Below are 25,129 nucleotides of genomic sequence, written 5' to 3' on the forward strand. Positions count from 1 at the left end.
GCGCGTAGAGCGTTTTCCGTGCGGTGGGCCCGGCCGGAAGGGGTCCGCCGCCGCGAGCGGTGCGGTCCTCTTCCGGCCGGGCCCGTGCCGGGGGCCTTGCGTGCGGGCCGCGCGGACGTCCGGCCCCGCTCTCCGCTCCGGCGCCGGGACGGATCGGTCGGGCGGGAGGGGTCAGGACTCGGTGCTGACCTTGATCTCGCCGCCGATGATGCCCTCCCTGGCCTTCTTCACGGCCTCCTGGAGTTCGGTCATCTCGGTGAAGGCCGGGTTGGAGTCGGACAGGCCGACGCCGCCGGACTCCAGGTCGAAGCGGCTCTCACCGCTCATCGGCTCGCCGTTCTGGACGGACTCGACCAGGTTGTAGACCGCGCCGGAGACATCCTTGGTCATGGAGGTCAGGATGTTGTCCTTGTACTTGGCCAGCGTCTTCTGCTCGTACTGGTCGGAGTCGACGCCGATGACCCACTTGTCCTTGGCGGCGACCGCCTCGATGACGCCCTGGCCCGCGAGGCCGGCGGCGTGGTAGATCACGTCGGCCTTGGCGTCGAGCTGGCCGCGGGCGGCCTCCTTGCCGAGGTCCGGCTTGGAGAAGCCGTCCATGTTCGGCGGCTGGGTCAGGTACTGGGTCTTGACCTCGATGGACTTGTCGGTGTCCTTCACGCCCTGGACGAAGCCCGCCTCGAACTTCTTGATCAGCGGGACCTCGACGCCGCCGACGAAGCCGACGACCTTGGACTCGGTGGCCTTGGCCGCGGCCACACCCGCCAGGTAGGAGCCCTCCTCCTCGCTGAAGACGAGGTTGGCGACGTTGTCCGCCTGGACGGTGTTGTCGTCGATCAGGCCGAAGGTGGTCTTCGGGAACTTCTCGGCGACCTCCTCGATCGGCTTGGCGTAGGCGAAGCCCACACCGATCACGGGGTTGTAGCCCTGGCGGGCCAGGTCGGTGAGGCGCTGGACCTTGTCGGCGTCCGACTCGCCGTCGGAGGGCTCGACGTCCTCGCCGCCGATGCCGAACTCCTTCTTCGCCTTCTCGAAGCCGGCGTAGGCGGCGTCGTTGAACGACTGGTCGCCACGGCCTCCGACGTCGTAGGCGAGGGCTATGCCCTTGCCCTTCTTGGCGGAGTCGGAGGAGTCCGAGGAGCCGGACTCGGTGGATGTGCTGCCACACGCGGTGGCGCTGAGGGCGAGGGCCGCGGCGGTGCCGACCGCGGCAGCGAGCTTGCTTACCCGGCGCAAGAGGACTTCCCTTCGCTCGAAGCGCCTCCGTTGGCGCTGGCTTCCGCCGCATCGTAACGCGCGTAGATGCCAGGAAAAGGGCTCTTGCGGAGCCGTTATCAGTTCGGTGTTAACGGGTGGTGCCCGCACCCTTGTGGAGGGTGACGCGGAGGCGTCCCGCGGGGCGCCGGGCACCGCGGGCGCCGGACGCCGGACGGGGTCGCAGGCGGTGGCGCCGGGCCCGCGCCCTTCCGCCCCCGCCGTCTCCCACCTGCGCTTTCCCACCTGCCGCGGAGGCCGGACGGCGGACGCGGCGAGCCCGGGAGCGCGAGGGCCGGAGAGCGGGAACGCCTCGCCGGCCGGCGGCCGGGCCGCGGCGTGAGACTGGTCACGCGCCCCCGGCGCACCGGCGCCGGGCGGTGGCCGCGGGGCGGCGGCGCCCGGGCGCTCGCGCCCTATTCGCGCTCGGCGTCCAGCAGGGCGGCGGCCGTGAACAGCTCGACGCCCGCCTCGATGGCGCTCTCGTCGACGTCGAAGTCGCCCTGGTGCAGGTCGCGCGGCGAGCGGTCGCCCGGCGGGCGCACTCCGAGGCGGGCCATCGCGCCGGGGACGTGCTCCAGGTACCAGGAGAAGTCCTCGCCGCCCAGGCTCTGTTCGGTGTCCTCGACCGAGTCGTGGCCGCGCCGGGAGACCATGGCGTCGCGCAGCAGCTCGGCGGTGGCCCGCTCGTTGACCACCGGGGGGACGCCGCGGATGTAGTCGAGCTCGAACTTGGCGCGGTGCAGCGTCGCGACCTCGTCGATCGCCGCGTGCACCAGGTCGGGCGCGATCCGCCAGGCGGGCAGGTCCAGGCAGCGGATGGTGCCGGACAGCTCGGCGTGCTGCGGGATGACGTTGGGGGCGTGGCCCGCCTCCAGCCGTCCCCAGGTCAGGGCGAGTCCGGCGCGGGTGTCCACGCGGCGGGAGAGCACCGCCGGGACCTCGGTGACGATCTTGGCCGCCGCCGTGACCAGGTCGGTGGTCAGGTGCGGGCGCGCGGTGTGGCCGCCGGGGCCGTCGAGGGAGAGCTCCAGCCGGTCGCAGGCGGAGGTGATGGGTCCGGCGCGCAGGCCGACGCGCCCGGCCTCGACCTTGGGGTCGCAGTGGACGGCGACGATCCGGCCCACCCCCTCCAGCACCCCGGCCTCGATGGCGTCGGTCGCGCCGCCCGGCAGCACCTCCTCGGCGGGCTGGAACAGCAGCCGCACCGAGTGCGGCAGTTCGCCCCGGCGCGCCAGGCCGGCCAGGACGAGCCCGGCACCGAGCACGGCGGTGGTGTGCACGTCGTGGCCGCAGGCGTGCGCCCGGCCGGGGACCGTCGAGCGGTACGGGACGGTCTTGGTATCGGGGATGGGGAGCGCGTCGATGTCGGCGCGCAGCGCCAGCATCGGGCGCACACCGCGCTTGGCGTCCGCCCCGCCGGGGTGGATGTCGCAGATCAGTCCCGTGCCGCCGGGGAGCACCCGGGGGGCGAGCCCGGCCTTCTCCAGCCGCTCCCGGATGGCGGCGGTGGTCCGGAACTCCTGGTGGCCCAGCTCGGGGTGCATGTGCAGGTCCCGGCGGAAGGCGATGAGCTCGGCACGGAGGGCCTCCGGCAGGGCGCCGGGCAGCGGCGTCTCACCGGTGGTCCGGATACTGGACTCTGGCGACAACAACTGGCTCACCCTGTCGAGGGTAAGCCCAGGTGACAGCCGTGTGCAGAGAGAACGGTGAAAGTTCACCCTCCGTAGAGGAGAAAAAACGAATCAGCGGTCGCATACGGCCTGGTGCGGATGGGTATGACCTCCGATTCCGCTCGACCCGCTCTCCAGTCCGGCATCTGGGACGGGGGCGCGTTCACGAGGCGGGCGGGGCCGACGGCAGCCGCCGCACCCCCCGCGCGGTGCCGGTGACACCCGAGAGGAACCCCCGGGCGCGCGGTGAGGCGCCCTCCGTCAGCCATGCCGGGTCCACGTCGCAGACCGCGACCGTCACCCCGGTGCCGGCCAGGGCCAGCGGGAGGGTGTGGACGACGGTGGAGGGGAAGCTCACGATGGTGCGGCCGATGGGGCCGCGGCGGGCCACCAGTTCCAGCGGGAGGTCCGGCCGTACGATCTCCAGCCCCGTCCCGGCCGCTATCCGGTGCAGCTTGTCCGCGCTCTCGCGGCGGTGGGCGAAGTAGCGGGTGGCGCCGTGCTCCCGGGTCAGGGAGGCGACGGCCTCCAGATAGCGTTCGGGGTCCACCACACCGGTCTCGACCAGCGAGGTGCCGACCAGGTCGGTGCCGCCGGTGAGCGCGGGCGGGCCGAAGCGGGCGCGGGTCCAGGCGAAGTCGTTGCGGGTGACCGACACATGTTCGGGCGCCTCGACCGGCATCGAGCTGAACACCTCGACCCGCCGGCGCGCCGACGGCGTCATCCGGCGGCGGGCGGAGGCGGAGACAGGCGCGAAGAGCGCGGCGCGCGCTCCCCCCGCACCCTTGCGGTGCCACCGCACCAGGCGCTCGCCGCGGGCGAGCTGGGTGACGAACTCCATGGTGGCCGTCCCGTCGTCGACCACCACCACACCTCCCGGGCCCCCCGGTGCGGCCGGTCCCCCCGGTGCGGCCCCCTCGGTGCGGGCGAGGGAGAGCAGCAGCTGCACGTACCGCGAGAACGGATCGCCCACCACGATCCGCGCGGCGCGGCGCAGCGGGCCCAGCAGGGAGGCGACCGTCCGCAGCGGCGCGCCCGCGCCGCCGCGCGCCTCCTCCCAGCGGACCGCGATCCCCTCGTCGCGCGCCAGCTCGGCCATCCGCCGCAGCTGGCCGCGCGTCATCGCCTCCCGCGGCGGCAGGACGACCACGGTGAGGTCGCCGCCCCCCTCCTCCGCGCCCCCTGCGGTGTGGGCCCACTCCAGGACGTTGAGGAGCTGCACCGGGCTCTCGACGAAGGCGAGGGTGCCCGAGCGGCGCCCGGGACGGCCGGTACGCCCCGGATGACCGGTGCGTACCGGACGGCCGGTACGCCCGGGACGGCCGGCGCCTCCGGGGAGGCGGCCAGGACGCGCCCCCCGACGCGCCTCGGCCGTGCCCGGCGTGCCCGGCCTCCGGGCCGGCTGCGGCGGGACCCCGCCCGGGGTCCCGCCGGGGACTGCGCCTGCGCTCACCTTGGATCGCCCCGTCAGCCCGTCGATCCCGTCAGACCGCTGCCGGCTCGCGGCCGGCGGCGGCCTCCTCGGACTCGGCCACGACGCCCTTGACCCGGCGCAGCTTCTTCATCGGCCCGATCTCGCTGTCGTAGACCTTCTTCACGCCGTCACCGAGGGACTCCTCGATGGTGCGGATGTCGCGCACCAGGCGCTGCAGGCCCTGCGGCTCGACGGAGGCGGCCTGGTCGGAGCCCCACATCGCGCGGTCCAGGGTGATGTGGCGCTCGACGAAGGCGGCGCCCAGCGCGACGGCGGCCAGCGTGGTCTGCAGGCCCGTCTCGTGGCCGGAGTAGCCGATCGGCACGTTGGGGTACTCGGCCTGCAGGGTGTGGATCATCCGCAGGTTGAGCTCCTCGGCCTTGGCCGGGTAGGTGCTGGTGGCGTGGCAGAGCACGATGTTCTCGCTGCCCAGCACCTCCACCGCGTGCCGGATCTGCTTCGGCGTGGACATGCCGGTGGAGAGGATGACGGTGCGGCCGGTGGCGCGCATGGCGCGCAGCAGCTCGTCGTCGGTCAGGGAGGCGGAGGCGACCTTGTAGCAGGGCACGTCGAACTTCTCCAGGAAGGCGACGGACTCCACGTCCCACGGGGAGGCGAACCAGTCGATCCCCTTCTTCTTGCAGTAGGCGTCGATGGCCCGGTAGCCCTCCTCGTCGAACTCGACGCGGTGGCGGTAGTCGATGTAGGTCATCCGGCCCCAGGGGGTGTCGCGCTCGATCTCCCACTGGTCGCGCGGGGTGCAGACCTCCGGGGTGCGCTTCTGGAACTTCACGGCGTCGCAGCCGGCGTCGGCGGCGGCGTCGATCAGGGCGAACGCGTTCTCCAGCTCGCCGTTGTGGTTGATGCCGATCTCGCCGGTGACGTAGACCGGGTGGCCCGGGCCCACGGTCTTGGCGCCGAGGGTACGGAGGCGGGGGCTGGTCATGCTCAAGACAGTTCCTTTCCGAGGATCCACGAGGCGATCTCGCGGATCGCACCGGCCCCTCCGGGAGTGGAGGTGACCGCGCGGGCTGCGCCGCGTACGACGTCGTGGGCACTGGCCACGGCGACGGGCCAGCCGACCAGGCCGAAGCACGGCAGGTCGTTGACGTCGTTTCCGACGTAGAGCACGCGCTCCGGCGCGATGCCCTGCTCCTCGCACCACTGCTTGAGGGCGAGGTCCTTCCGGTCGACGCCGTGGAGCACGGGGATCCGCAGCTTGCGGGCCCGTGCGGCGACCACCGGGTTCTCCTCCGTGGACAGGATCAGCAGCGGCAGTCCGGCGCGGCGCAGGGCGGCGATGCCGAGCCCGTCGCCGCGGTGGACCGCGACCGTCTCCCGTCCGTCGGAGTCGACGTACACCCGGTCGTCGGTCTGGGTGCCGTCGAAGTCGAGTACGACCGCGTCGACGTCGTCGCGGGCCGGAAGCGCGCCGGGGCGCCCGTCCGTCCCGCCGTCGAGCAGCGGTGCGAGTGCGCGGGCGCGGGCGAGGTCGTGCGGGTCGTCGACCTCCAGCACGCGCGCCGGGTCGGTGCGCACCAGTTCGGTGCGGCCGAAGAAGCGGTGCCCGGCCTCGCGGAAGCCGTCGGCGCGCATCGCGTACGCGGCGCCGGTCTCCAGCAGGTCCTGCGGCCGGTCCTGGCGGCGCGGGCGGTACGCCTTGTCGTGGTTGACGCCGTTCCCGCCGTCCGCGGCGCCTTCGGAGTCCCCGCCGAGGTCCCCGGCGGCCCCGTCGCGCCAGACGAAGCCGTGGAAGGGGGCGACGGTCAGCGCGCTGTCGGCGCCGCCGGCCACCGCGGCGGCCACGCCCTCGACGTCCTCGCGGGTGAGGAAGGGGCTGGTGCACTGCACCAGCAGCACCACCTCGGCCGCCCGCCCGTGCCGCTCGGCGTGGACGTCCATGGCGTGCAGGACGGCGGCCTCGCTGGTGGCGGTGTCGCCCGCGATGCCGGCGGGCCGCCGCACCACCTCGGCGCCCGCGCCGCGGGCGGCCTCGGCGATGGCCTCGTCGTCGGTGGAGACGACCGTGTGCGTCACGCCCCGCGCCGCCAGGCACTCCCGTACCGCGCGCACCACCAGCGGCACTCCCCCGACGGTGGCGAGGTTCTTCGCGGGCACGCCCTTGGATCCGCCGCGAGCGGGGATCACGGCGAGGACTGCGGGACTGTTCGGGGACACGGGAGGGGCTCCTTGCCGGTCTGCGGTCTGAGGGGTGTCGGACGCGGTCACAGCTCCCCCATCCGGCGGATGACCGGCGCCACGCGCTGGACGCCGTGGCGGTACGCCCCGCGCGCCGCGTCCCGCACGGCCGCCCGGACGGCCCGGCGCAGCCCGGAGGCGGGCCGGCCGGCCCGCGCGCCCGGCCGGGGCGCGCCCGAGGGGTCGAGCCCGTGGCGGTCGAGGATGCCGGGGAGGTAACCGGGGGCGGTGGCGAGCGTGTAGTAGGGGGCGACCGGCGGCAGGGCGGGGCGGGCCAGGAGCTCTGCGACACGCTCGCGGGCGGCGTCGAAGGCCGCCTCGTAGGAGCCGTCGGCGACGACGCCCTGCCGGGCCGTCCACGCCGGGTCGGCCTTCGGCAGCAGCCCGGAGTCGAGCCGGTCCCAGGAGGTCAGGCAGCCCGAGCCGACGAAGTGGTGGTTGCCCAGCGCCTCGCGGACGCCGAGGTCGGTGAGGATCGCGGTGGGGATGCCCCGGTGCAGCGACTCCAGGGCGGCGGTGGAGCTGACGGTGACCAGCAGGTCGGTGCGGTCCAGTACCTCGCCCATGTGGCCGTAGACCAGGCGGCAGTTGTCCGGCAGTCCGCCGGGGATCCGCGCCGCGAGCTTCTGGTAGGGCTGCTCCTCGATGTGCGTGGTGTGCTCGCCCGGCCTGCTGCGCAGCTTCACCAGCACCTCGCGGTCGGGGTGGCGGCGGGCGTGCCCGGCGGCGCGGCGCAGCAGGTACTCGCGGTCGGCGCGGGAGGCGGGGACGGAGGGCTGGACGGCGAAGACGACCGTGTACGGCCGCTCGTCGGACTCCCGGTACGGCTCGCCCCCCAGGAAGGGCAGCGCGCACTCCACGACGGCGCCGGCGTCCGCGCCGACCCCCTCGTAGACCGTGCGGAAGCGCTCGGCGTCGTGGGCGGAGTTGGCCAGGACGACGTCCGCGCCGTGCCGCAGCAGCAGCCCGTCGGCGAGCTTCTCGTAGACGACGCCGACGTAGCCGGTGACGGTGACCGGACGGCGCCCGCTTCCCTCCAGGCGGTGGGACAGCCCGTGCAGCATCGCCTGGACGGTGCCGCCGACGCAGGAGAGCACCACCACGTCGTAGGTGTCGCGGTCGGCCTGCCCCAGGAACTGTTCGGCCGTCACCTCGCGCAGCGAGGCGGCGCGCACGCCCACCTCGTCGAGCTGGCGGGCGGTCGGGGTGGCCCGGCCGCGCAGCAGCAGTCCATCGATGCGCGCGCCGGGGACGATGCGGTGCGCGGTGAGCGCACCCCATTTCCAGCGGGTGTCGGAATCGGCGAGGACGGCAATGCGCGTGGTGTTGTCCGGAGCGCTGTCCGGGGAATCCGAAGCGGTACGTGATGGCACGTCGAAGACGCTAGAAAGACATTCCGATTCTCGGCCCAACGCGAACACAACAGACGGTTAACAGCACACCGACGGAAGGCCAACCAGCCTTCCGGAAAGCGGGGTTCACCGTTCCGCCACCGCGATTTCACCCGCCCGTACACCGCTGGACAGCGCCGATGACGATCGGACCCCTAACCTCTCCGGAGTGGTCAAGCTCTCCGTCATCGTGCCGTTCCGCAATGTTCGGCCGTACGCCCCCGACACCCTCCGGAGTCTGCGCGCCAACTCGGCGGACTTCGGAAAGGGGGACATCGAATTCATTCTGGTCGACGACTTCTCCACCGACGGCACCTCGGAACTCCTGGAACGCGCGGAAAAGGAAATCCCCGGATCGGTCGTCGTGCGCCACCGGACGCAGGGCGGTGTGGCCCGCGCCCGCAACACCGGCCTGGACGCCGCGCGCGGACGGTACGTCGCCTTCCTCGACGGCGACGACTGGGCCGCCCCCGGCCACTACCGCGAACTGCTCGCCGCCGCCGAGGCGCTGGGCTGCGACTTCCTGCGCACCGACCATGTGCGCAGCACCGGCCGCCGGCGCACCCTGGCCCGGGCGCCCGAGGGCCGCCGGGGCACCGTGCTGAACCCGCGCGACGCCATCCTCCCCGCACACCGCACCACCGCCGTCGACTACGCCTACGCCTGGGCCGGCGTCTACCACCGGCGGCTGCTCGACTCCGGCCTCCTGCGTTTCGACGACGGTCTGCACACCGCCGAGGACCGGCCCTGGATCTGGCGGCTGCACCGCGAGGCGGCGTCCTTCGCCGTGGTCGGCCTGACCGGCGTCTTCTACCGGCGCGGGGTGGCCACCTCGCTCACCCGGATCGGCGACGAGCGGCAGCTCGACTTCCTGCGCGCCTACGACCTGCTGGTGGAGGAGACCTCCCGGGACCGGGAGGCCGCCGCGCTGCTGCCGAAGGCCGTGCGCACCTACTGCGCGGTCATCCACCACCATCTGACCGGCGACCGCTTCGAGCCGCGGCTGCGCCGCACGCTGCGCGCCCGCTGCGCGGCGGCCCTGCGCCGGATGCCCGGCGATCTGGTGTCGCAGGCACTGGACTCCATGGACGCCGAGCGCGCCGCGCCGCTGCGCCGGCTGCGCCACCGCCCCTCCGTGTCCTCCGCCGTGTCCTCCGCCGTGCCGCCCGCCGCGTCCCCGGCGGAGGCCGCCCGATGACCGCGACCCGCCGGAACACCTCCCCGGTGCGGCTGCTGGTGGCCTCCACCCCGCACGGCGCGGCGCTGCTGGCCGCCGCGGCGGACGCGGGCCTGCTGGGGACGGTCCGCGAGCGGCTGCTGCTGGTCGCGAACACCGCCCCGGTCCCCGAGACCGCCCCCGCCCCGGACGCCCTGCCCGGCTTCCGGCCGCTGCGCGACCGCTTCGGCCGGGTGCTGTCCTGGAACGCCGCCCTCGCCCCGCTTCACCCCGCCGCCTGGGCGCCGCGCCCTGACGACGCGCCCCTGTGGGAGAGGCAGCTGCGCTCCCTGTGGGGCCTGGGCGACGCGGCGGTCGAGCTGGTGGTTGAGCGCGTCGAGGCAGGTCCGGGGCAGGCGCTGGCTCGGATCTTCCCCGACGCCCCTCTGACGGTGTACGCCACCGGGCTGTCGGCCTACGGGCCCACCCCCGGCAGGCTGGACCCACTGGTGGGCACCCGGGTGCGGCGGCTGCTCCACCCCGGCCTGGCGCCCGGGCTGCGGCCGCTGCTGCTGGCGGAGTTCGGCGTCGCGGCCGAGGCGGTGCCCGGCGAGGCCCTGCGGGCCGTCGCCGCCCGGGCGGCGCGGGAACTGCCGGACCCGGGCGCGCCCGAGGGGGCGGTGGTGCTGCTCGGACAGGACCCGCACGCTCCCGGCGCGCTCCCTCCCGGTGAGGAGGAGCGGGTGTACGGGCGGCTGCTGCGCGGTCTGCGGGAGGCCGGCCACCGCGCGGTGGTCCTCGCGCCCCATCCCGCCGACCCCGCGCACCGGGTGCCGGGGATCGCGCGGCGGGCCGCGGAGCTGGGCCTGGAGCTGTACGAACCGCGGGGCGCGCAGCCGGTGGAGGCGCTGTACGAGCGGCTGCGCCCGGCGCTGGTGACCGGTCGCTCCTTCGGGGCGCTGCTGGCCGCGAGCACGGTCCACGGTCTGCCCGCCTCCCACGGCGGTACGGCCGTCCACTCCTCCGGCGCGGGCGCGTACGAGGGGGGCGGGCCGGTCGCGGCGGTGATCGCGGACGCGCTGCTGCCGGGCGAGGCCTGTCCCGCCGGCCCGGCCGGCGCCGCCGAGCTCTCCGATCCCGCCGAGCTCTCCGAACTGGCCCGGCTGGTGCGGGCGGTGGCGTTCTGCGCGCAGCCGCGGGTCAACCCGGGGCTGCGCGGCGAGACCGAGCGCTTCCTGGCCGCCCATCCCGAGGAGCGTGTGCGGCGCTGGTTCCCGCGCCGGCTGCTGGCCTCCCTCGCCCTGCCCGGCGGCCTCCCCGCCGGGCTGGGGCCGGTCGTCCGCAGTCCGGCGGTGCGGCGCGCGGCGCGGCGGGCCCGCGCGCTGGGGCGGAGGGCGCGCCGGTGAGCGGGCCGCGTGGGTACGCGTACGGCCGGGGCCGCCTGTGCCGTTCGTCACAGCCGCACGGCCGCCCGGACCCCGGCGGGCCCATCACCGCAGGGTGGACGGTGTGTTGGGCACGGCTGGGCCACCGGTGCGCGGCCGCGGGGTGATCTGCGTCTCTGTTTAAACGGCGCGGGCCCCCTCATGCTGGAGATCCGCGACGCCCATTCGCGGCGATCACGGACACAGGCACACCAAAGGCGCACCGGCGCCCCGCACACCGGCGCGCCACGAGGCGAGACGAGGGGACCACCATGGGCCACACGACGGCGGCGACCATCCCGGCACTCCGGCTCCGTACCGGCGGCCCCTCCGAGGAGGACCGCGAGAAGCTGGTCGAGCAGGCGCTCGGCTGGACGCTCACCGTGCTGGTCTCCGTGATCGTCACCGGGCTCGGCCTGCTCTGACGCCCCCAGCGCGCGCACCGCGCACACGGGGACGTCCCCGGCGGTCTTCCGCCGGGGACGTCCCCGTGTCGGCGCGGTGCTCAGAAGGCGTCGGTGGGGACGTAGGCGCCCCACACCTCCCGCAGGGTGTTGCAGACCTCGCCGACGGTGGCGCGGGCCCGCAGCGCCTCCTTCATCGGGTAGAGCACGTTGTCGCTGCCCTCGGCCGCCTTGCGCAGTTCGGCCAGTGCCCCGTCCACGGCCTGCTGGTCGCGCTCGGCGCGCAGCCGCGCCAGCCGCTCGGCCTGCTGGGCCTCGATGGCCGGGTCCACCCTCAGCGGCTCGTACGGTTCCTCCTCGTCGAGCTGGAACCGGTTGACGCCGACGACGACGCGCTCGCCGGAGTCGGTCTCCTGGGCGATGGCGTACGCGCTGCGCTCGATCTCGCCCTTCTGGTAGCCGTGTTCGATGGCGTTGACCGCGCCGCCCAGCTCCTCGACCTTGCCCATCAGCTCCAGCGCGGCGGCCTCGACCTCGTCGGTCATCGACTCCACCACGTACGACCCGGCGAAGGGGTCGACGGTGGCGGTCACGTCCGTCTCGTAGGCCAGCACCTGCTGGGTGCGCAGCGCCAGGCGGGCGGACTTGTCGGTGGGCAGCGCGATGGCCTCGTCGTAGGAGTTGGTGTGCAGCGACTGGGTGCCGCCCAGCACCGCGCCCAGGCCCTGGACGGCCACGCGCACCAGGTTCACCTCGGGCTGCTGCGCGGTGAGCTGCACGCCCGCGGTCTGGGTGTGGAAGCGCAGCATCATCGACTTGGGGTTCTTGGCCCCGAACTCCTCCTTCATCACCCGCGCCCAGATCCGGCGGGCGGCGCGGAACTTGGCCACCTCCTCCAGGATCGTGGTGCGCGCGACGAAGAAGAACGACAGCCTGGGGGCGAAGTCGTCCACGTCCATCCCGGCCGCCACCGCCGTGCGCACGTACTCGATGCCGTCGGCGAGGGTGAAGGCGATCTCCTGCGCGGGCGTCGCCCCGGCCTCGGCCATGTGGTAGCCGGAGATGGAGATGGTGTTCCAGCGCGGGATCTCGGCCCGGCAGTACTTGAAGATGTCCGCGATCAGCCGCAGCGAGGGCTTGGGCGGGAAGATGTAGGTGCCGCGGGCGATGTACTCCTTGAGCACGTCGTTCTGGATGGTGCCCGTCAGCTTCCGCGAGGGCACGCCCTGCTCCTCGGCCACCAGCTGGTAGAGCAGCAGCAGCACGGCGGCGGGGGCGTTGATGGTCATCGAGGTGGAGACCTCGCCCAGCGGGATGCCGTCGAACAGCACCCGCATGTCGTCGATCGAGTCGATCGCCACGCCGACCTTGCCGACCTCGCCGTGCGCGATGGGGGCGTCGGAGTCGTGGCCCATCTGGGTCGGCAGGTCGAAGGCGACCGACAGGCCCATGGTGCCGTTGGCGATCAGCTGCTTGTAGCGGGCGTTGGACTCCACCGCCGTGCCGAAGCCGGCGTACTGGCGCATCGTCCACGGCCGCCCGGTGTACATCGTCGGGTACACGCCCCGCGTGTACGGGTACGAACCGGGCTCGCCCAGCTTCGTCTCCGGGTCCCAGTCCCGGAGCGATTCGGGTCCGTAGACCGGCTCGATCGGCAGCCCGCTCTCGCTGAGCCGGTCCTTGCCGGTCCCGCGGCCAGTCTCGCGTGCCATGTTCGGTGCCTCCCGCTTCGTCGCCCTGTCCGATACGGACTGTAGCGATCGGCGGGAGAGCGGTGGGAGAGCCACAGCCTGGGACCTTGCTCACAAACGAGCGGGGTGGTGCGCGGAAGGGCCCGCGCGGGCGCCGCGCGCGGAACCGCCGGGGGGGTGGTCCGGCGTCCCCGGTTCGGGCAGTCTGACTGCCGGGAATCCACACAGGTGGGGAAAACCGGTGAAGGTCCGGCTGATTGGAGGGGTTTCGATGTCCTGGGGGGAATCCGTGCGGCGCGGGCCGGCGGGCCGTGCCGCGCTCGCCGCGGCGGCCGCGGTGCTGCTGGGGGCGGGGTGCACGGCGCAGCAGACGGATACTCGGCTCCAGTCGCCCGCGGCGGCCACGGCGTCGCCGCCCGCACCGTCCGTGACGCGGAGCACACCCGCGCCCGATCCGACGCCCACGCCGACGCCGTCGGCGGGCGAGGAGGGGGAACGGCCCGCCTCGGCGCCGCCCGGTACTCCGCCGGTGTCCGCCTCACGGCCCCCGGCGCCGCCCGGCACGCCGTCGGCGTCCACCGCGCCGCCCGCGCCGGCGCCGATGATGCGGGAGGGCGCGCGGGGCGAGAGGGTCCGTGAACTCCAGGCGCGGCTGCGCCAGGCCGGGCACTTCGACCTCAACCCGACCGGCTACTACGGCCCGGTCACCACCGCGTCCGTGTCCGCCTTCCAGAAACGGCGGGGTCTGACGGCGGACGGCCGGGTCACCCGGGCCACCTGGAACGATCTGACGGCGCGGACGAGGAAGCCCACGCGGGCGGAGCTGTACCCGCCCACCACCCGTCCGGTGTCCGACCCCGATCCCAGGTGCCTGACGGGCCGGGCGCTGTGCATCAGCAAGGAGAGCCGGACGCTGGCCTGGATGATCGACGGGAAGATCGTCTCCGCCATGGACGTGCGCTTCGGCTCGGAGCTCACCCCGACCCGCGAGGGCGAGTTCGGCGTCACCTTCAAGAGCCGGGACCACCACTCCACGCTCTACGACACCCCGATGCCGTACGCGATGTTCTTCAGCGGCGGCCAGGCGGTGCACTACTCCGCGGACTTCGCCGCCAACGGCTACAACGGAGCCTCGCACGGCTGTGTCAACGTACGGGACAGGAAGAAGGTCGCCGCGCTCTTCGAGCAGGTGAGGGTGGGCGAGAAGGTGATCGTCTACTGACGTCCCCGGCGCCCTTGAGGAGCGGGGCGCGGGCCGGTGTGAACCGGAGTGAAGAGGCGCGGGCGGGGCCGGGGGAACGTGCCCCGCCCGCGCTACGCGCATCCCGCAGGTACGGGGGGAACCTTGGGTGGCGCGCTCGCCGATGACCAGTCGGCTTGTTCTGTACTGCGTCCGCGGGCCGAAAAGTGTCACACCCGCCGGGCGGCGGGCTTCGGTGAGGCCGGTCACACGACCGTCGGCGCGTGTTCCCGGGGGCCGGTCCGGCCGGGGTCAGGAGGCGGGACCGGCCGTCGCGGCGCCCCCGGAGGGGGCCGGAGCCTCCGGGAGCCGTCCGGGGCCGGCGGGATCGTCGGGAGCCGCGGGGTCGGTCGTCCCGTTCCCGGCGGGGAAGGCCTCGCCGTCCTCCTCGTCGGGCAGTGTGTCGCCGATCTCCTCGGGGATGGCGTCCCCGCCCTCGGTGCCGTCCCCGGTGCCGCCCTGACCGCCGTCCGTGGCGGGGCGCTCGAAGTCACCCGTGCCGGAGGAACCGCCCGACGACCCGCCGGAGGAACCACCGGACGACCCGCCCGAGGCGGACCCGTCACCCGTACCGCTGCCGGCGCCTCCGGCCGCCGCACCGGACCGACCGCAGTAGCCGTCCACCTTCTCCGGACCTCCCGCGGCCCGCTCCAGTTCGGCGCGTTCACTCCGGTCCAGCTCACCGCCCAGCAACTCCTCGCACAGTTCCCGCAGACGCGCTTGCGCCTGAGGCTGCCCGGAACCGGCGTCCCCGGCCCGGTCGTCCGCGCCGTCCCTCCCCGGGGTCGGTGAGCCGCTCTCGGCCGGCCGCCCGCCGGGGCCGGTGCCGGCCGGATCGCCGTAGCCCGGGACTCCCTGGCCGCCGCGCTCCTCGTCCTCTCCTCCGCCGTGCTCCCGTCCGCCGTCTCTCTCCGGCCGGCCGGAGAGGGAGCCGGCGGTGCCGGCGGGCGGCGGGAGGAGTCCGTCCGGTCCGGCGGACACGCTCGCCGACGGGACGGGCGAGCCGTTCCCTCCCCCGAACGGCGCGGGCAGCACTCCGCTGCCGGCCGCGATGGCGACCCCGCCGAGCACCCCGCCGAGCGCCAGCCCGGCGATACCCATCCGCAGGGGGCGGCCGAGCGACCGCAGCCGGCCCCGGCGCCCGGCGGCACCGGCCCCGGCTCCGCTCCCGGGCCGTGCGCGGGCTGCCCGGAAGGCCGCCAGCGCGGCGGCCTCCCCGGGCAGCTCACCGTCGTCACGCGCGCCGGAGGCGGCGGCGCGACCTGCTGTGGCGGCAGCGGTCGCGGGGACGGCGGCGAGTCTGTCGAGGGCCTCGGCCAGCGCCGACGCACCCGCTTCGCCCGCAAACGGCGAGGGGTGGGCCGACCGTCCGCGCAGCAGGCGCTCCGCGGTCTCCTCGTCCAGCCAGCTGTACCGGTCGTCGGCCCTCACGTTTCCCTCAGCGTCCGTCTGGCCTTTTCCGTCACACTCCGTGCGGTTCCGGCCCTGGGTGCGGGCACCCCGTCACCGGCCCCTTCCTCCCCCTCCAGCAGTTCCGCCAGCTTCCGCAGACCCCGGTGCGCGGCGGTGCGCACCGCGCCCGGCCTCTTGCCCAGCACCTGCGCGGCCCCCTTGGCGTCGAGGCCGACGACGACCCTGAGCACGACGGCCTCGGCCTGGTCGCGCGGCAGCCGGGAGATCAGGGCCATGGTGTGCCCGGTGCCGATCGACTCCAGGGCCTCGTCGAAGGTGTCGGATCCGGCGGGCAGCACCGCCAGTTCGTTGTCGTCGTCGACCGGGCTGGAGACGGGCCGCCGCCCCCGCGCCCGGATGTGGTCGAGCGCGCGGTTGCGGGCGATCCGCGCCGTCCAGCCGCGGAAGCGGTCGGCGTCCCCGTCGAACCGGTCGATGTCCCGGGCGATCTGCAGCCACGCCTCGGAGGCGACGTCCTCCGCGTCCGCGTCCGGGACCAGCGTCCGCACGTATCCCAGCAGGCGGGGATGCACGGCGCGGTAGACGGTGCGGAAGGCGCATTCGTCCCCCTCACGCGCCGCCCGCACCGCTGCGGTGAGTTCCGCGTCTTCCCCCTGCACGCCTTAGTCCTGCCCCACTTCGCGATGTAGCGCTCTCCCGCGCCCCTGGCCGAGCGCGGTCCCGCCGTGATGCTTCGATCTGCGTCGATGCGAAGCAGAACGCTACGACCTAGTGTGCGCTCCCGTCCATGCGGACGGGGCGGTAGTTACCGAGTTGAAGGCGGCGGGAAGGGCGCGGGGACGGGCGGCGAAGACGGGGCGGAGGAATTGTGGGAGGGGAGGAGAGCGGGGGAGTAACAGTTTTCGGCCTCCCGGCGCTGATGGGTTTGACGGACCTCGCTCGGCGCGGCGGTCCGTACTCGACGGCGGCCGGGGTCTCTCCTGTGGGGGGTGGCGACCCCGGCCGTCTTCGCATTCCCGGCCCGGTCGCGGGCCCGCCCTGTAACGGTTGAGTACCCGCCTCTGCCCCGGAGTGACGTTTCCTCTACGGTGAGCGCCTACCGAAGTGCCCCGTGACGGACGCGGGGCGAGCGAGTCTTTGGACGATCGATCCAGACGACAAGGGGCGGGACTTGAGTCCGCGAAGAACACGAGCGCGCAGAACATTGAGTCTGAAGAGGCGGACCTGGCTGACCCTGGGGGCCGTCGCGGTGGGCGGAGCCGGTGTGGTGACCGTCGCCGTGGCCAATCCGCCCGAGGACAAGGGGAACTCCGTGGCCGCGTCGCCGGTCAGGGTGTACTCCGTGAGCCTGAAGACCAGGGGCGAGGGGCACAGCGGTGTGACCCGCCGCGACACCAAGCCGTTCAGCCTGTTGGGCATCTCCTGGCCCCGGGCGACCGCGGAGATCGGCGGCCGGGCCGAGGTGCGCACCCGCGACATCGAGACCGGCCGGTGGACGCCGTGGCAGGAACTGGATCTGGACATCCACGTCCCCGAGGGCGAGGAGGGCCGGGAGGCCACGGCCCGCGGCGCGACCGCGCCCCGCTGGGTCGGCCCCTCCGACGGCGTCGAGGCCCGGGTGGTCTCCGCCGACGGGCAGGCCAGTGACGAGTTCCCCGCCGGGATGCGGCTGGATCTGGTCGACCCGGGTGTGACACCGCGCGAGGCGAAGGAGGCGAACACGGCCGACCTCGGCCCGGCGGCCTTCGAGACGGCCGTGGACACGGGCATGCGGCCCGCCGCCTACGTCGCCGAGGACCCGGCGCCCACCGCCACCGCGAGCGACCCGGCGGACGGCGCCTCGGCGTCACCCGCCGAGCCGGAGCCCACGGGGACGGAGTCCACCGCCGCGGGCACCACCGAGCCCACTCCCACCGGGACCGAGCCCACCGGGCCGGGCGCCTCCGAAAGCCCGACGGCCGACCCGTCGCCGACCCCGACCGTGCCGACCGCACCCGAGTCCACGGTCACCCGGCCGCCGATCGTCCCGCGCGCCGCCTGGGGCGCCGACGAGTCCATGGTCGAGGAGCCGTCGGCGTACCTGGAGGACGGCATCCAGGCGGCCTTCGTCCACCACACGGCGCTCGAGGACATCAACTACACCTGTTCCGACTCGGCCGCGATCGTGCGCTCGCTGATGACGTTCCACGTCAAGAGCAACGGCTGGAACGACCTGGGCTACAACTTCCTGGTCGACAAGTGCGGCACGATCTTCGAGGGCCGGCACGGCGGCGCCGACCTGCCCGTGGTGGGCGCGCACACCTACGGCTTCAACAGCTACTCCACCGGCATCGCGGTGATCGGCAACTACGCCGCGGGCGACGTGCCCACCCCCGACGTGACCGGCGCCGTCGCCAGGATCGCCGCCTGGAAGCTCGGCCAGTACGGCGTGGACCCCACCGGCAGGGTGACACTCACCGCCATGGGGAACACCGGCGTGTGGGAGGAGGGTGAGCAGGCCACCCTGCGCACCATCTCCGGCCACCGCGACGGCTACAACACCGTGTGCCCGGGCCAGACGCTGTACGAGGAGCTGCCGGAGATCCGGCGCTTCGCCGCGAGCCCGGCCGCGAGCTCCGCGACTCCCACCGCCGACTTCAACCGCGACGGCATGGGCGACATGGCCGTGGGCACCCCCCGCGCCGCCGTGGGCGGCAAGGCCAAGGCCGGCACCGTCAGCGTGGCGCCCGGCGGCGTGGACGGCCCGGTGGCCGCCGCCAGGATCACCCTCTCCCAGTCCAGCCCGGGTGTCCCCGGCGCCTCCGAGACCGGTGACAACTGGGGCGGGGCGGTCGCGTACGGCGACATCAACGGCGACGGGCACGCCGACCTGGCGATCGGCGCGCCCGGCGAGGACGACACGGCGGGCAACGCCGACTCCGGTGCGGTGACCGTCCTGTACGGTCCCGGCTTCACCGAGGCCAAGTGGCTGGACGTGGCCGACGCGGACCGCACCGGCGGGGCCCGGTTCGGCTCGACCGTCGCCGTCGGCGACTTCGACAGCGACGGCACCGCCGACGTCTTCACCGCGTCCGCCGACGGACCGGCCGGCTGGTGGGCGTTCGACGTCGCCGGCGGCACCGTGCGCAAGGGCGCCCTGAAGACCGGCACCACCGGCGCCATCGACTCCCTGGCCTCCACCACCGGCGACTTCAACCGCGACGGCTACGCCGACGTGGTGCTGAACCACCGGGACTCCGGCGGCACCGGCCGGCTCACGCTCCTCAACGGGTCGGCCGACGGCCTGACCTACGTGGGCATGTCGTCCGTCAGGGGCGGCCGTTCGGTCGCCGCGGCCGACATCGACGGCGACGCGTACGCGGACCTGATCGTCGGTCAGCCGTACGCGGCCGAGTCCAGCGGCTTCCGCGGCGGTCAGATCACCGTGCTGCCCGGTTCGCCAAACGGGCCGACCACCACCGGCCGGAAGGTGATCCACCAGGACACCTCCGGTGTTCCGGGAGGCGCCGAGGCCGGGGACGCCATGGGCTGGTCGGTCTCGGCGGGTGACGTCGACGGCGACGGGCACGCCGACGTCCTCGCCGGCCTGCCCTTCGAGGACCTCACCCGCGACGGCGCGAGCCGCAAGAACGCGGGCATGTCGATCCTGCTGTACGGCACCTCCTCGGGGCTGAGCACCTCCGGTGCCCTGAGCCTCCATCAGGACGCCTCCGGTGTCCGCGGGGTCTCCGAGACCGACGACCGGCTCGGTGCGGGCGTCCTGCTCGCCGACATGTCCGGCTGGGGGCGGGCGGACCTGGCCGTCGGCGCTCCGGGGGAGAACTCCTTCGACGGGACGATCCTCCAGTTCGACGCCGGCAGCCGGGGCGTCTCCACCTCGGGCGCCGTCTACTACAGCCGCTCCGACATGGGTACGCCCTCGGGCGCCTGGCTGGGCTATCCGCTGGCTCCCTGAGCGAGCCGGCGGTGCGCCGCCGGTGAACGGCGGTCGCCGAACGGCCGCCGGGCGGCCGCCCGGCGGCCCCGGCAGAGACAGAGGGAGGGGGACCGGACGGGGGACTTCCGTCCGGTCCCTTCCGCCTTCCTCCGGACGGGGCGGGGGTGTTCGCCTTCGCCCCGCACCGGATCCGCACGGGCGCAGCCCGCGTGGAACCGCCGTGTCGACGCGCCGCGCGGGAGCGTGGAAGGATCCCGTCCGTGAGTGATGCGGCGGATGGCGGCGACCGGCTCCACCCTGAGCACCCCGGGGATCTGAACGCTGCGGTTCTCGGTGTGCGGCGGGGCGACGAGGCCGCCTTCCGCGCCGTCTACCGCCGACTCAATCCCGAACTCCTGCGCTACGCGGCCGTCATCGTCGGCCAGGACGCGGAGGACGTCGTGGCCGAGACGTGGTTACAGATAGCCCGGGACGTGCTGCGCTTCGAGGGGGACGGCGCTTCCTTCCGCCGCTTCGCCCTCGCCGTCACACGGAACCGGGCCCGGGACGTCCTGCGTCGCAGGAGGAGGCGGGTACAGGAGATCACCGTACCGACCGACGAGCTGCCCGAGCCGCGCGCGTCCGGCGCCCCCGGCGGGGAGGCCGCCCCGGACACCGCGGAAGTGGCCGGGGCGGAGCTGTCGACACGTGAGATCGTCTCCCTCATCGGCACTCTGCCCGTTTCGCAGGCCGAGGCGGTACTTCTGAGAGTGGTTCTGGACCTGGACACGAAGAGCACGGCCGAGATCCTCGGCAAGCGGCCGGGGGCGGTGGCGATGGCGCTGTCACGCGGTCTGAGGAAACTGGCCCGGATGGTGGAACGGCCCGAGGCAACGGCGGTACGGAGGTGAACGACCCGATGCGGGACGGGGAGGAAGGCGGCACCCCTGTGACCGAGGCCGCGCTGCGCCGTCTGATCGCGGAGGGCTCCCGGTCCGGCCCCGTTCCCCGGGGCTCCGGTGATCCGCCGTCGGACGACGGCCTGCGCGCCCTCGCGGCCGTGCTCGGCGCCGCGGTACCGGCGGTGCCGTCGGCGGGATCCGGTGTGCTCAAGGGCGAGGAGGAGGCCCTGGCCGCCTTCCGGACGGCCCGCGACGAGCGGGCGGCCGACGCCTCTTCGGCGGCGGCCGGCCTGCGGGGCCGCCTCGCCCGGCTGACACGGCGTCTGGGCCGGACGCGTACGGGGGCGCTCGGCGTGGTCGCGGCCGCCGTCCTCGGCAGCGGGGTGGCGGTGGCCTCCGGCGGGGTCCCGTTCCTGCCCGGGGGCGGCCCCGGCGGCGCGCCCGGAGCCTCCCGGGCGCCGGACACCGCCTCCGCTCCTCCCCTCCCCGCGTCCCCGAAGGCCCCCACGACCGGGGAGGCCGGTCCGGCCCGGCCGCACCACGACGGTTTCGGGCCCGGTGCCGTACCGCCCTCCGAGGCGTCGCCGCGGATCGTCGCGCTGTGCCGGGCCCAGCAGCGGGACCACGGCGGTGAGGGCGGCCCGGACGGTGCCGGACTGAGGTCACTGGCCGCCGCCGCGGGCGGACGCGACCGGGTCGACGCGTACTGCGCCGCGGTCCTGGAGGGCCCGGCGGCGCGGCCCTCGCCCGCCGACGGCGGCCGGGGCGACGGGAACGGCGACGGCGGCGGGAACCCGGGCGGGAACGGCGCGACGCCGGACGTCCCGGACCGGACCGACCGGGCCACCGGCGACAACGGCGAGACCGGCAGCGGCCGGGAGAACGCCAACCCCCGGAACCCCGGCAGCGGCAACGGGAACGCCGACGGCGCCCCGGGCATCGGGAACGCCGGCGGCGCCAACGGCCGGGGCGACACCGGCCGGAGCGGCGAGCGCCCCGGCGGCGGCCCCGGCAGCAGCGGGGGAAGCGGCGGCCGGGACGCCGGGAGCCCCGGCAACAGCGGCGGCACCGGCGGCCCGGGCCGCGAAAACGGAGCCGGGGACGGAGCCGGCGGTACCCGGGCCGAAGCCGCGCGGGACCGCGGCGCCCCCGCGGGCCGCCCCGCGCCCGCCCCGCCGGGGGACACCGTCCGCTGACCGCGCCCGGGGCGCTCCGTTCGCCGGGCGGGGCACCCCGTAGGGTCGGGCCATGGATCTCCGACTGCCCAGGCCCCGCGGACGGCTGGTCGCGGCGGCCGCCGCCGTCGCCGTCCTCGTGGGGGGCGGTGTGTGGGCGGCCCTCCCGGACGACGCTCCCGCCGTACGCCACACCGAGCAGAGGCTCACCCTGCCCGCATCGCCGGACGACGGTGGCGGCGGGGACGGCGGGAACGGTGGGGACACCGTCCGGATCGACACCTCCTACTTCACCGCCGGCGACCCCGGCGCCCGCCGCCCCGCGGTCCTGCTGGGCCACGGCTTCGGCGGCAGCAAGGCCGATCTGCGCGGCCGGGCCGAGGAGCTGGCCCGCTCCGGCTACGCGGTGCTGACCTGGTCGGCCCGCGGCTTCGGCGCCTCCACCGGCCGGATCGGGATGAACGACCCCGACCGCGAGGTCGCCGACGTCAGCGCCCTGATCGACTGGCTGGCGAAGCGGCCCGAGGTCCGTCTCGACGGCGAGGGCGATCCCCGGGTGGGCGTGGCGGGCGCCTCCTACGGCGGCGCGGTCTCGCTGCTGGCCGCCGGGTACGACGAACGGGTCGACGCCGTCGCCCCGCGCATCACCTACTGGGACCTGTCCCAGGCCCTCTTCCCGGACGGCGTCTTCAAGGAACTGTGGACCGGGATCTTCTTCACTACCGGCTCCACCGTCGCGGGCAGTGGCGCTCCCACCGCCGGCCCGGTCTCCGAGCGGGCGGGCTGCGGCCGGTTCACCACGGAGCTGTGCGAGATGTACGAGCGGGTCGCCGTCGCCGGGAAACCGGACCGGGAGGCACGCGAGCTGCTGCGCGAGCGCAGTCCGGTGGCGGTCGCCGACCGGATCGACGTACCGGCGCTGATCGTCCAGGGCCGCTCCGACTCCCTCTTCCCGCTCGGCCACGCCGACGCCATGGCGAAGGCGATCCGCGCCAACGGCGCGCCGGTGGCGGTGGAGTGGATCGCGGGCGGCCACGACGGCGGCCCGTCCGAGGACGAGCGGCTGGACGACCGCACCCGCGCCTGGTTCGACCGCCATCTCAGGGACGAGAAGGGGGTGGACACCGGCCCGGCGTTCCGCGTCACCCGCACCGGCGGCATGGACACCACCGACGGCGAGACACGGCTGCGGGCCGCCACCGCCGAGCGCTACCCCGGCCTGTCCTCCGGCGGCCGGACGGTGGAGCTGCGGGGGCGCGAGCAGACCTTCGCCAACCCGGCGGGCGGCGGCCCGCCCGCCGTCTCCGCCGTCCCCGGTCTGAGCGCCGCGGGCGGGGGGCTGTCGGACCTGGGGATCGGCCTGTCGGTGGACTACCCCGGCCAGCACGCCCGCTTCGAGTCGGCCCCGCTGGCCGAGGCCGTCCAGGTCACCGGCGCGCCCTCGGTGCGGGTGAGGGTCGCGTCCACGTCCGGGGAGGCCGTGCTGTTCGCCAAGGTCTACGACGTGGGCCCCGACGGACGCCAGGTGCTGCCCTCCCAGCTCGTGGCGCCGCTGCGGGTCACCGGGGCCGGGGAGGGCCGGGGGGTGGAGGTGCGGCTGCCGGCGATAGACCACCGTTTCGAGGCCGGGCACCGTATGCGGGTGGTGTTCTCCGCCACCGATCTGGCCTACGCGTCGCCGGTCGAGCCCGCCGCCTACACCGTCTCCCTCGCGGAGGACGGGCTGAGCGTGCCGACCGCGCCCGGCCTGGCCGTCGAGGCGGCCGGCACCCCGTGGTGGGTGTGGGGCATGCCGTCGGCCGGCGCGGCCGCGGCGGCGGTGCTGCTGCTGACCGGACGCCGCCGCAGGACCGCGCCGGCCGCATCCGCCGCACCGCCCGCGCCCGCCGAACCCGGCACACCCGGCGCACCCGGCGCCTCCACCGAGCCCGCCGCCGCGCCCGCCGCCGCCCCGCAGGCGGGCCCCGCGCGCGAGGACGTCCCGCTGGAGATCACCGGCCTGTCCAAGCGGTACGCGGGCTCGGCCGACCGCTACGCGGTGCGCGATCTGTCCTTCCGGGTGGAGCGCGGCCAGGTGCTCGGTCTGCTCGGCCCCAACGGCGCGGGCAAGACCACCACTCTGCGGATGCTGATGGGCCTGATCACCCCCGACAGCGGTGGGATCAGGGTCTTCGGCCATGTGATCCGCCCGGGCGCGCCCGTGCTGTCGCGGGTCGGCGCGTTCGTCGAGGGCGCGGGCTTCCTGCCGCATCTGTCGGGCCGCGCCAATCTGGAGCTGTACTGGCGGGCCACCGGCCGTCCCGAGGGGGACGCGCACACCGAGGAGGCGCTGGAGATCGCCGGGCTCGGCGACGCCCTGGAGCGCGCGGTGCGCACCTATTCGCAGGGCATGCGGCAGCGGCTGGCGATCGCCCAGGCCATGCTGGGCCTGCCGGACCTGCTGATCCTGGACGAGCCGACCAACGGCCTGGACCCGCCGCAGATCCGGGAGATGCGGGACGTGATGATCCGCTACGCGGCGGCCGGCCGTACCGTGATCGTCTCCAGCCATCTGCTGGCCGAGGTCGAGCAGACCTGCACGCATCTGGTGGTCATGGACCGCGGCGAGCTGGTGCGGGCGGGTCCGGTGGAGGAGATCACCGGCTCCGGCGACACCGTGCTCGTCGGGGTGCGGGGCCCGGTGCCCCAGGCGCTGCCGGAGAAGGTGGCGGCCCTGCCCGGTGTGGGCTCGGCGGTCGCCGTCGACGAGGGGCTGCTGGTGCGGCTGGACGGCGCCACCACCACGCGGCTGCTGGCCGAGCTCCTGCGGCTGGAGGTGCCGGTGGAGCGCGCCGGGCCGCACCGCCGTCTGGAGGACGCCTTCCTCACCCTGATCGGAGGAGAGTCCCGATGACCGCCACCGCCCCCACTCCCCCTCCCGCACCGGGCCCTCCCGCACCGGGCCCGCCGGGGGCCGACCCGTCGGGCGCGGCGCCCGGCTACCGCCCGCGGCACACCCTGCCGCTGCGGGTGGAGGCGGTGCGCCAGCTGCGGCGCCGCCGCACCCTGGTGACCGGCCTGGTGCTGGCCGCGCTGCCGTTCGTGCTGATCGCGGCCTTCGCGATCGGCGGTGAGCCCGAGCGCGGCGGCCGGCGCATCAACCTGATGGACACCGCCACCGCCTCCGGGCTGAACTTCGCCGCCATGGCGCTGTTCGTCTCGGCCGGTTTCCTGCTGGTGGTGCCGGTGGCGCTGTTCTGCGGCGACACGGTGGCCTCCGAGGCGAGCTGGTCCTCGCTGCGCTATCTGCTGGCAGCCCCCGTGCCGCGCTCAAGACTGCTGCTGAGCAAGCTGGCGGTGGCGCTGGCGTTCAGCGCGGCGGCGATGGCGCTGCTGCCGCTGGTGGCGCTGGCCGCGGGCTCGGCGGCGTACGGCTGGGGTCCGCTGGAGCTGCCCACCGGCGGCACGCTGCCGCGGGACGAGGCGCTGGGCCGGCTGGCGTTGGCGGTGGCGTACGTCTTCGTCGGCCAGCTGGTGACGGCCGGGCTGGCGTTCTGGCTGTCCACGGTCACCGACGCGCCGCTGGGCGCGGTCGGCGGCGCGATCGGGCTGACGATCGTGGGCAACATCCTGGACGCGGTCACGGCGCTGGGCGACTGGCGGGAGCTGCTGCCCGCGCACTGGCAGTTCGCCTGGGCGGACGTCTTCCAGCCGGAGCTGGAGACGGGCGGGATGCTGCGGGGCGCCTCGGTGTCCGTGGCGTACGCGCTGGTGCTGTTCGCGCTGGCCTTCCGCCACTTCCGCACCAAGGACATCGTTTCCTGATCCGTCTCCCGAG

Annotated in this window: 18 protein-coding genes; 9 read left to right on the top strand and 9 right to left on the bottom strand. The window is 74.9% G+C overall.

Going from position 1 to position 25,129, the window contains the following annotated elements; translation table 11 throughout:
- Positions 1-171: 171 nt before the first annotated feature.
- The 6 genes from BM237_RS20070 to BM237_RS20095 all read right to left on the bottom strand — a co-directional run bounded on the left by BM237_RS20070 (position 172) and on the right by BM237_RS20095 (position 7,973).
- Entirely contained in the window at positions 172-1,236 is a 1,065-nt protein-coding gene (locus BM237_RS20070; protein ID WP_093851097.1) for a BMP family lipoprotein, read from the bottom strand.
- 434 nt (positions 1,237-1,670) lie between these two features.
- On the bottom strand, positions 1,671-2,918 hold the full coding sequence (locus tag BM237_RS20075; protein ID WP_093851098.1) for a M20 family metallopeptidase: 1,248 nt from the start codon (positions 2,916-2,918) through the stop codon (positions 1,671-1,673).
- A gap of 172 nt (positions 2,919-3,090) precedes the next feature.
- Positions 3,091-4,149: a hypothetical protein gene (locus BM237_RS20080; RefSeq protein WP_093851099.1), complete on the bottom strand. Its 1,059-nt coding sequence runs from the start codon at positions 4,147-4,149 to the stop codon at positions 3,091-3,093.
- Between the two features lie 262 nt (positions 4,150-4,411).
- The gene (locus BM237_RS20085) at positions 4,412-5,347 is read right to left on the bottom strand and encodes an N-acetylneuraminate synthase family protein (protein WP_093851100.1); all 936 of its coding nucleotides are present in this window, start codon (positions 5,345-5,347) and stop codon (positions 4,412-4,414) included.
- 2 nt (positions 5,348-5,349) lie between these two features.
- Complete coding sequence (locus BM237_RS20090; RefSeq protein WP_093851101.1) at positions 5,350-6,579, bottom strand: acylneuraminate cytidylyltransferase; 1,230 nt, start codon at positions 6,577-6,579, stop codon at positions 5,350-5,352.
- A gap of 47 nt (positions 6,580-6,626) precedes the next feature.
- A complete protein-coding gene (locus BM237_RS20095; protein ID WP_093851102.1) occupies positions 6,627-7,973 on the bottom strand; it encodes a DUF6716 putative glycosyltransferase in 1,347 nt (448 codons plus the stop codon).
- Between the two features lie 187 nt (positions 7,974-8,160).
- Here BM237_RS20095 and BM237_RS20100 point away from each other — a divergent pair, with 187 nt between their 5' ends.
- The 3 genes from BM237_RS20100 to BM237_RS28790 all read left to right on the top strand — a co-directional run bounded on the left by BM237_RS20100 (position 8,161) and on the right by BM237_RS28790 (position 10,996).
- Positions 8,161-9,189 (top strand): glycosyltransferase family 2 protein, encoded by a 1,029-nt coding sequence (locus tag BM237_RS20100; protein WP_093851103.1) that lies wholly within the window; start codon positions 8,161-8,163, stop codon positions 9,187-9,189.
- Positions 9,186-10,553: a hypothetical protein gene (locus BM237_RS20105; RefSeq protein ID WP_093851104.1), complete on the top strand. Its 1,368-nt coding sequence runs from the start codon at positions 9,186-9,188 to the stop codon at positions 10,551-10,553. Before BM237_RS20100 ends, BM237_RS20105 begins: the two co-directional genes overlap by 4 nt.
- 290 nt (positions 10,554-10,843) lie before the next feature.
- The gene (locus tag BM237_RS28790; protein ID WP_107415246.1) at positions 10,844-10,996 is read left to right on the top strand and encodes an SCO1431 family membrane protein; all 153 of its coding nucleotides are present in this window, start codon (positions 10,844-10,846) and stop codon (positions 10,994-10,996) included.
- A gap of 80 nt (positions 10,997-11,076) precedes the next feature.
- Here BM237_RS28790 and BM237_RS20110 read toward each other — a convergent pair whose 3' ends face one another.
- On the bottom strand, positions 11,077-12,687 hold the full coding sequence (locus BM237_RS20110; RefSeq protein ID WP_093851105.1) for an acyl-CoA mutase large subunit family protein: 1,611 nt from the start codon (positions 12,685-12,687) through the stop codon (positions 11,077-11,079).
- Positions 12,688-13,195: 508 nt separating this feature from the next.
- Here BM237_RS20110 and BM237_RS20115 point away from each other — a divergent pair.
- Complete coding sequence (locus BM237_RS20115; protein ID WP_425443718.1) at positions 13,196-13,888, top strand: L,D-transpeptidase family protein; 693 nt, start codon at positions 13,196-13,198, stop codon at positions 13,886-13,888.
- A gap of 270 nt (positions 13,889-14,158) precedes the next feature.
- On the opposite strand, the gene BM237_RS20120 is transcribed toward BM237_RS20115, so the two are convergent.
- Positions 14,159-15,337: a hypothetical protein gene (locus tag BM237_RS20120; RefSeq protein WP_093851107.1), complete on the bottom strand. Its 1,179-nt coding sequence runs from the start codon at positions 15,335-15,337 to the stop codon at positions 14,159-14,161.
- Positions 15,334-15,978, bottom strand: coding sequence for an RNA polymerase sigma factor (locus BM237_RS20125; protein ID WP_093851108.1), 645 nt, complete (start codon positions 15,976-15,978; stop codon positions 15,334-15,336). Before BM237_RS20125 ends, BM237_RS20120 begins: the two co-directional genes overlap by 4 nt.
- Before the next feature lie 545 nt (positions 15,979-16,523).
- On the opposite strand from BM237_RS20125, the gene BM237_RS20130 reads away from it, so the two are divergent.
- The 5 genes from BM237_RS20130 (at position 16,524) to BM237_RS20150 (ending at position 25,116) form a co-directional block, all read left to right on the top strand.
- A complete protein-coding gene (locus BM237_RS20130; protein WP_245793807.1) occupies positions 16,524-19,274 on the top strand; it encodes an FG-GAP-like repeat-containing protein in 2,751 nt (916 codons plus the stop codon).
- Between the two features lie 242 nt (positions 19,275-19,516).
- A complete protein-coding gene (locus BM237_RS20135; protein WP_093851110.1) occupies positions 19,517-20,146 on the top strand; it encodes an RNA polymerase sigma factor in 630 nt (209 codons plus the stop codon).
- Positions 20,143-21,333, top strand: a complete 1,191-nt coding sequence (locus tag BM237_RS20140) for a hypothetical protein (protein ID WP_139238135.1) — start codon at positions 20,143-20,145, stop codon at positions 21,331-21,333. Before BM237_RS20135 ends, BM237_RS20140 begins: the two co-directional genes overlap by 4 nt.
- Before the next feature lie 52 nt (positions 21,334-21,385).
- On the top strand, positions 21,386-24,205 hold the full coding sequence (locus BM237_RS20145) for a CocE/NonD family hydrolase (RefSeq protein ID WP_093851112.1): 2,820 nt from the start codon (positions 21,386-21,388) through the stop codon (positions 24,203-24,205).
- Positions 24,202-25,116, top strand: coding sequence for an ABC transporter permease (locus BM237_RS20150; protein ID WP_093851113.1), 915 nt, complete (start codon positions 24,202-24,204; stop codon positions 25,114-25,116). Before BM237_RS20145 ends, BM237_RS20150 begins: the two co-directional genes overlap by 4 nt.
- Positions 25,117-25,129: the final 13 nt, after the last annotated feature.

It is taken from the genome of Streptomyces mangrovi, assembly GCF_900114215.1.
GTDB classification, from domain to species: Bacteria; Actinomycetota; Actinomycetes; order Streptomycetales; family Streptomycetaceae; genus Streptomyces; species Streptomyces barkulensis.

Bases quoted from the DNA above. Each gene is read 5' to 3' on its own strand.
- BM237_RS20085 (WP_093851100.1), bottom strand. From the start codon at position 5,347: ATGACCAGCCCCCGCCTCCGTACCCTCGGCGCCAAGACCGTGGGCCCG.
- BM237_RS20105 (WP_093851104.1), top strand. From the start codon at position 9,186: ATGACCGCGACCCGCCGGAACACCTCCCCGGTGCGGCTGCTGGTGGCC.
- BM237_RS28790 (WP_107415246.1), top strand. From the start codon at position 10,844: ATGGGCCACACGACGGCGGCGACCATCCCGGCACTCCGGCTCCGTACC.
- BM237_RS20110 (WP_093851105.1), bottom strand. From the start codon at position 12,687: ATGGCACGCGAGACTGGCCGCGGGACCGGCAAGGACCGGCTCAGCGAG.
- BM237_RS20145 (WP_093851112.1), top strand. From the start codon at position 21,386: ATGGATCTCCGACTGCCCAGGCCCCGCGGACGGCTGGTCGCGGCGGCC.
- BM237_RS20150 (WP_093851113.1), top strand. From the start codon at position 24,202: ATGACCGCCACCGCCCCCACTCCCCCTCCCGCACCGGGCCCTCCCGCA.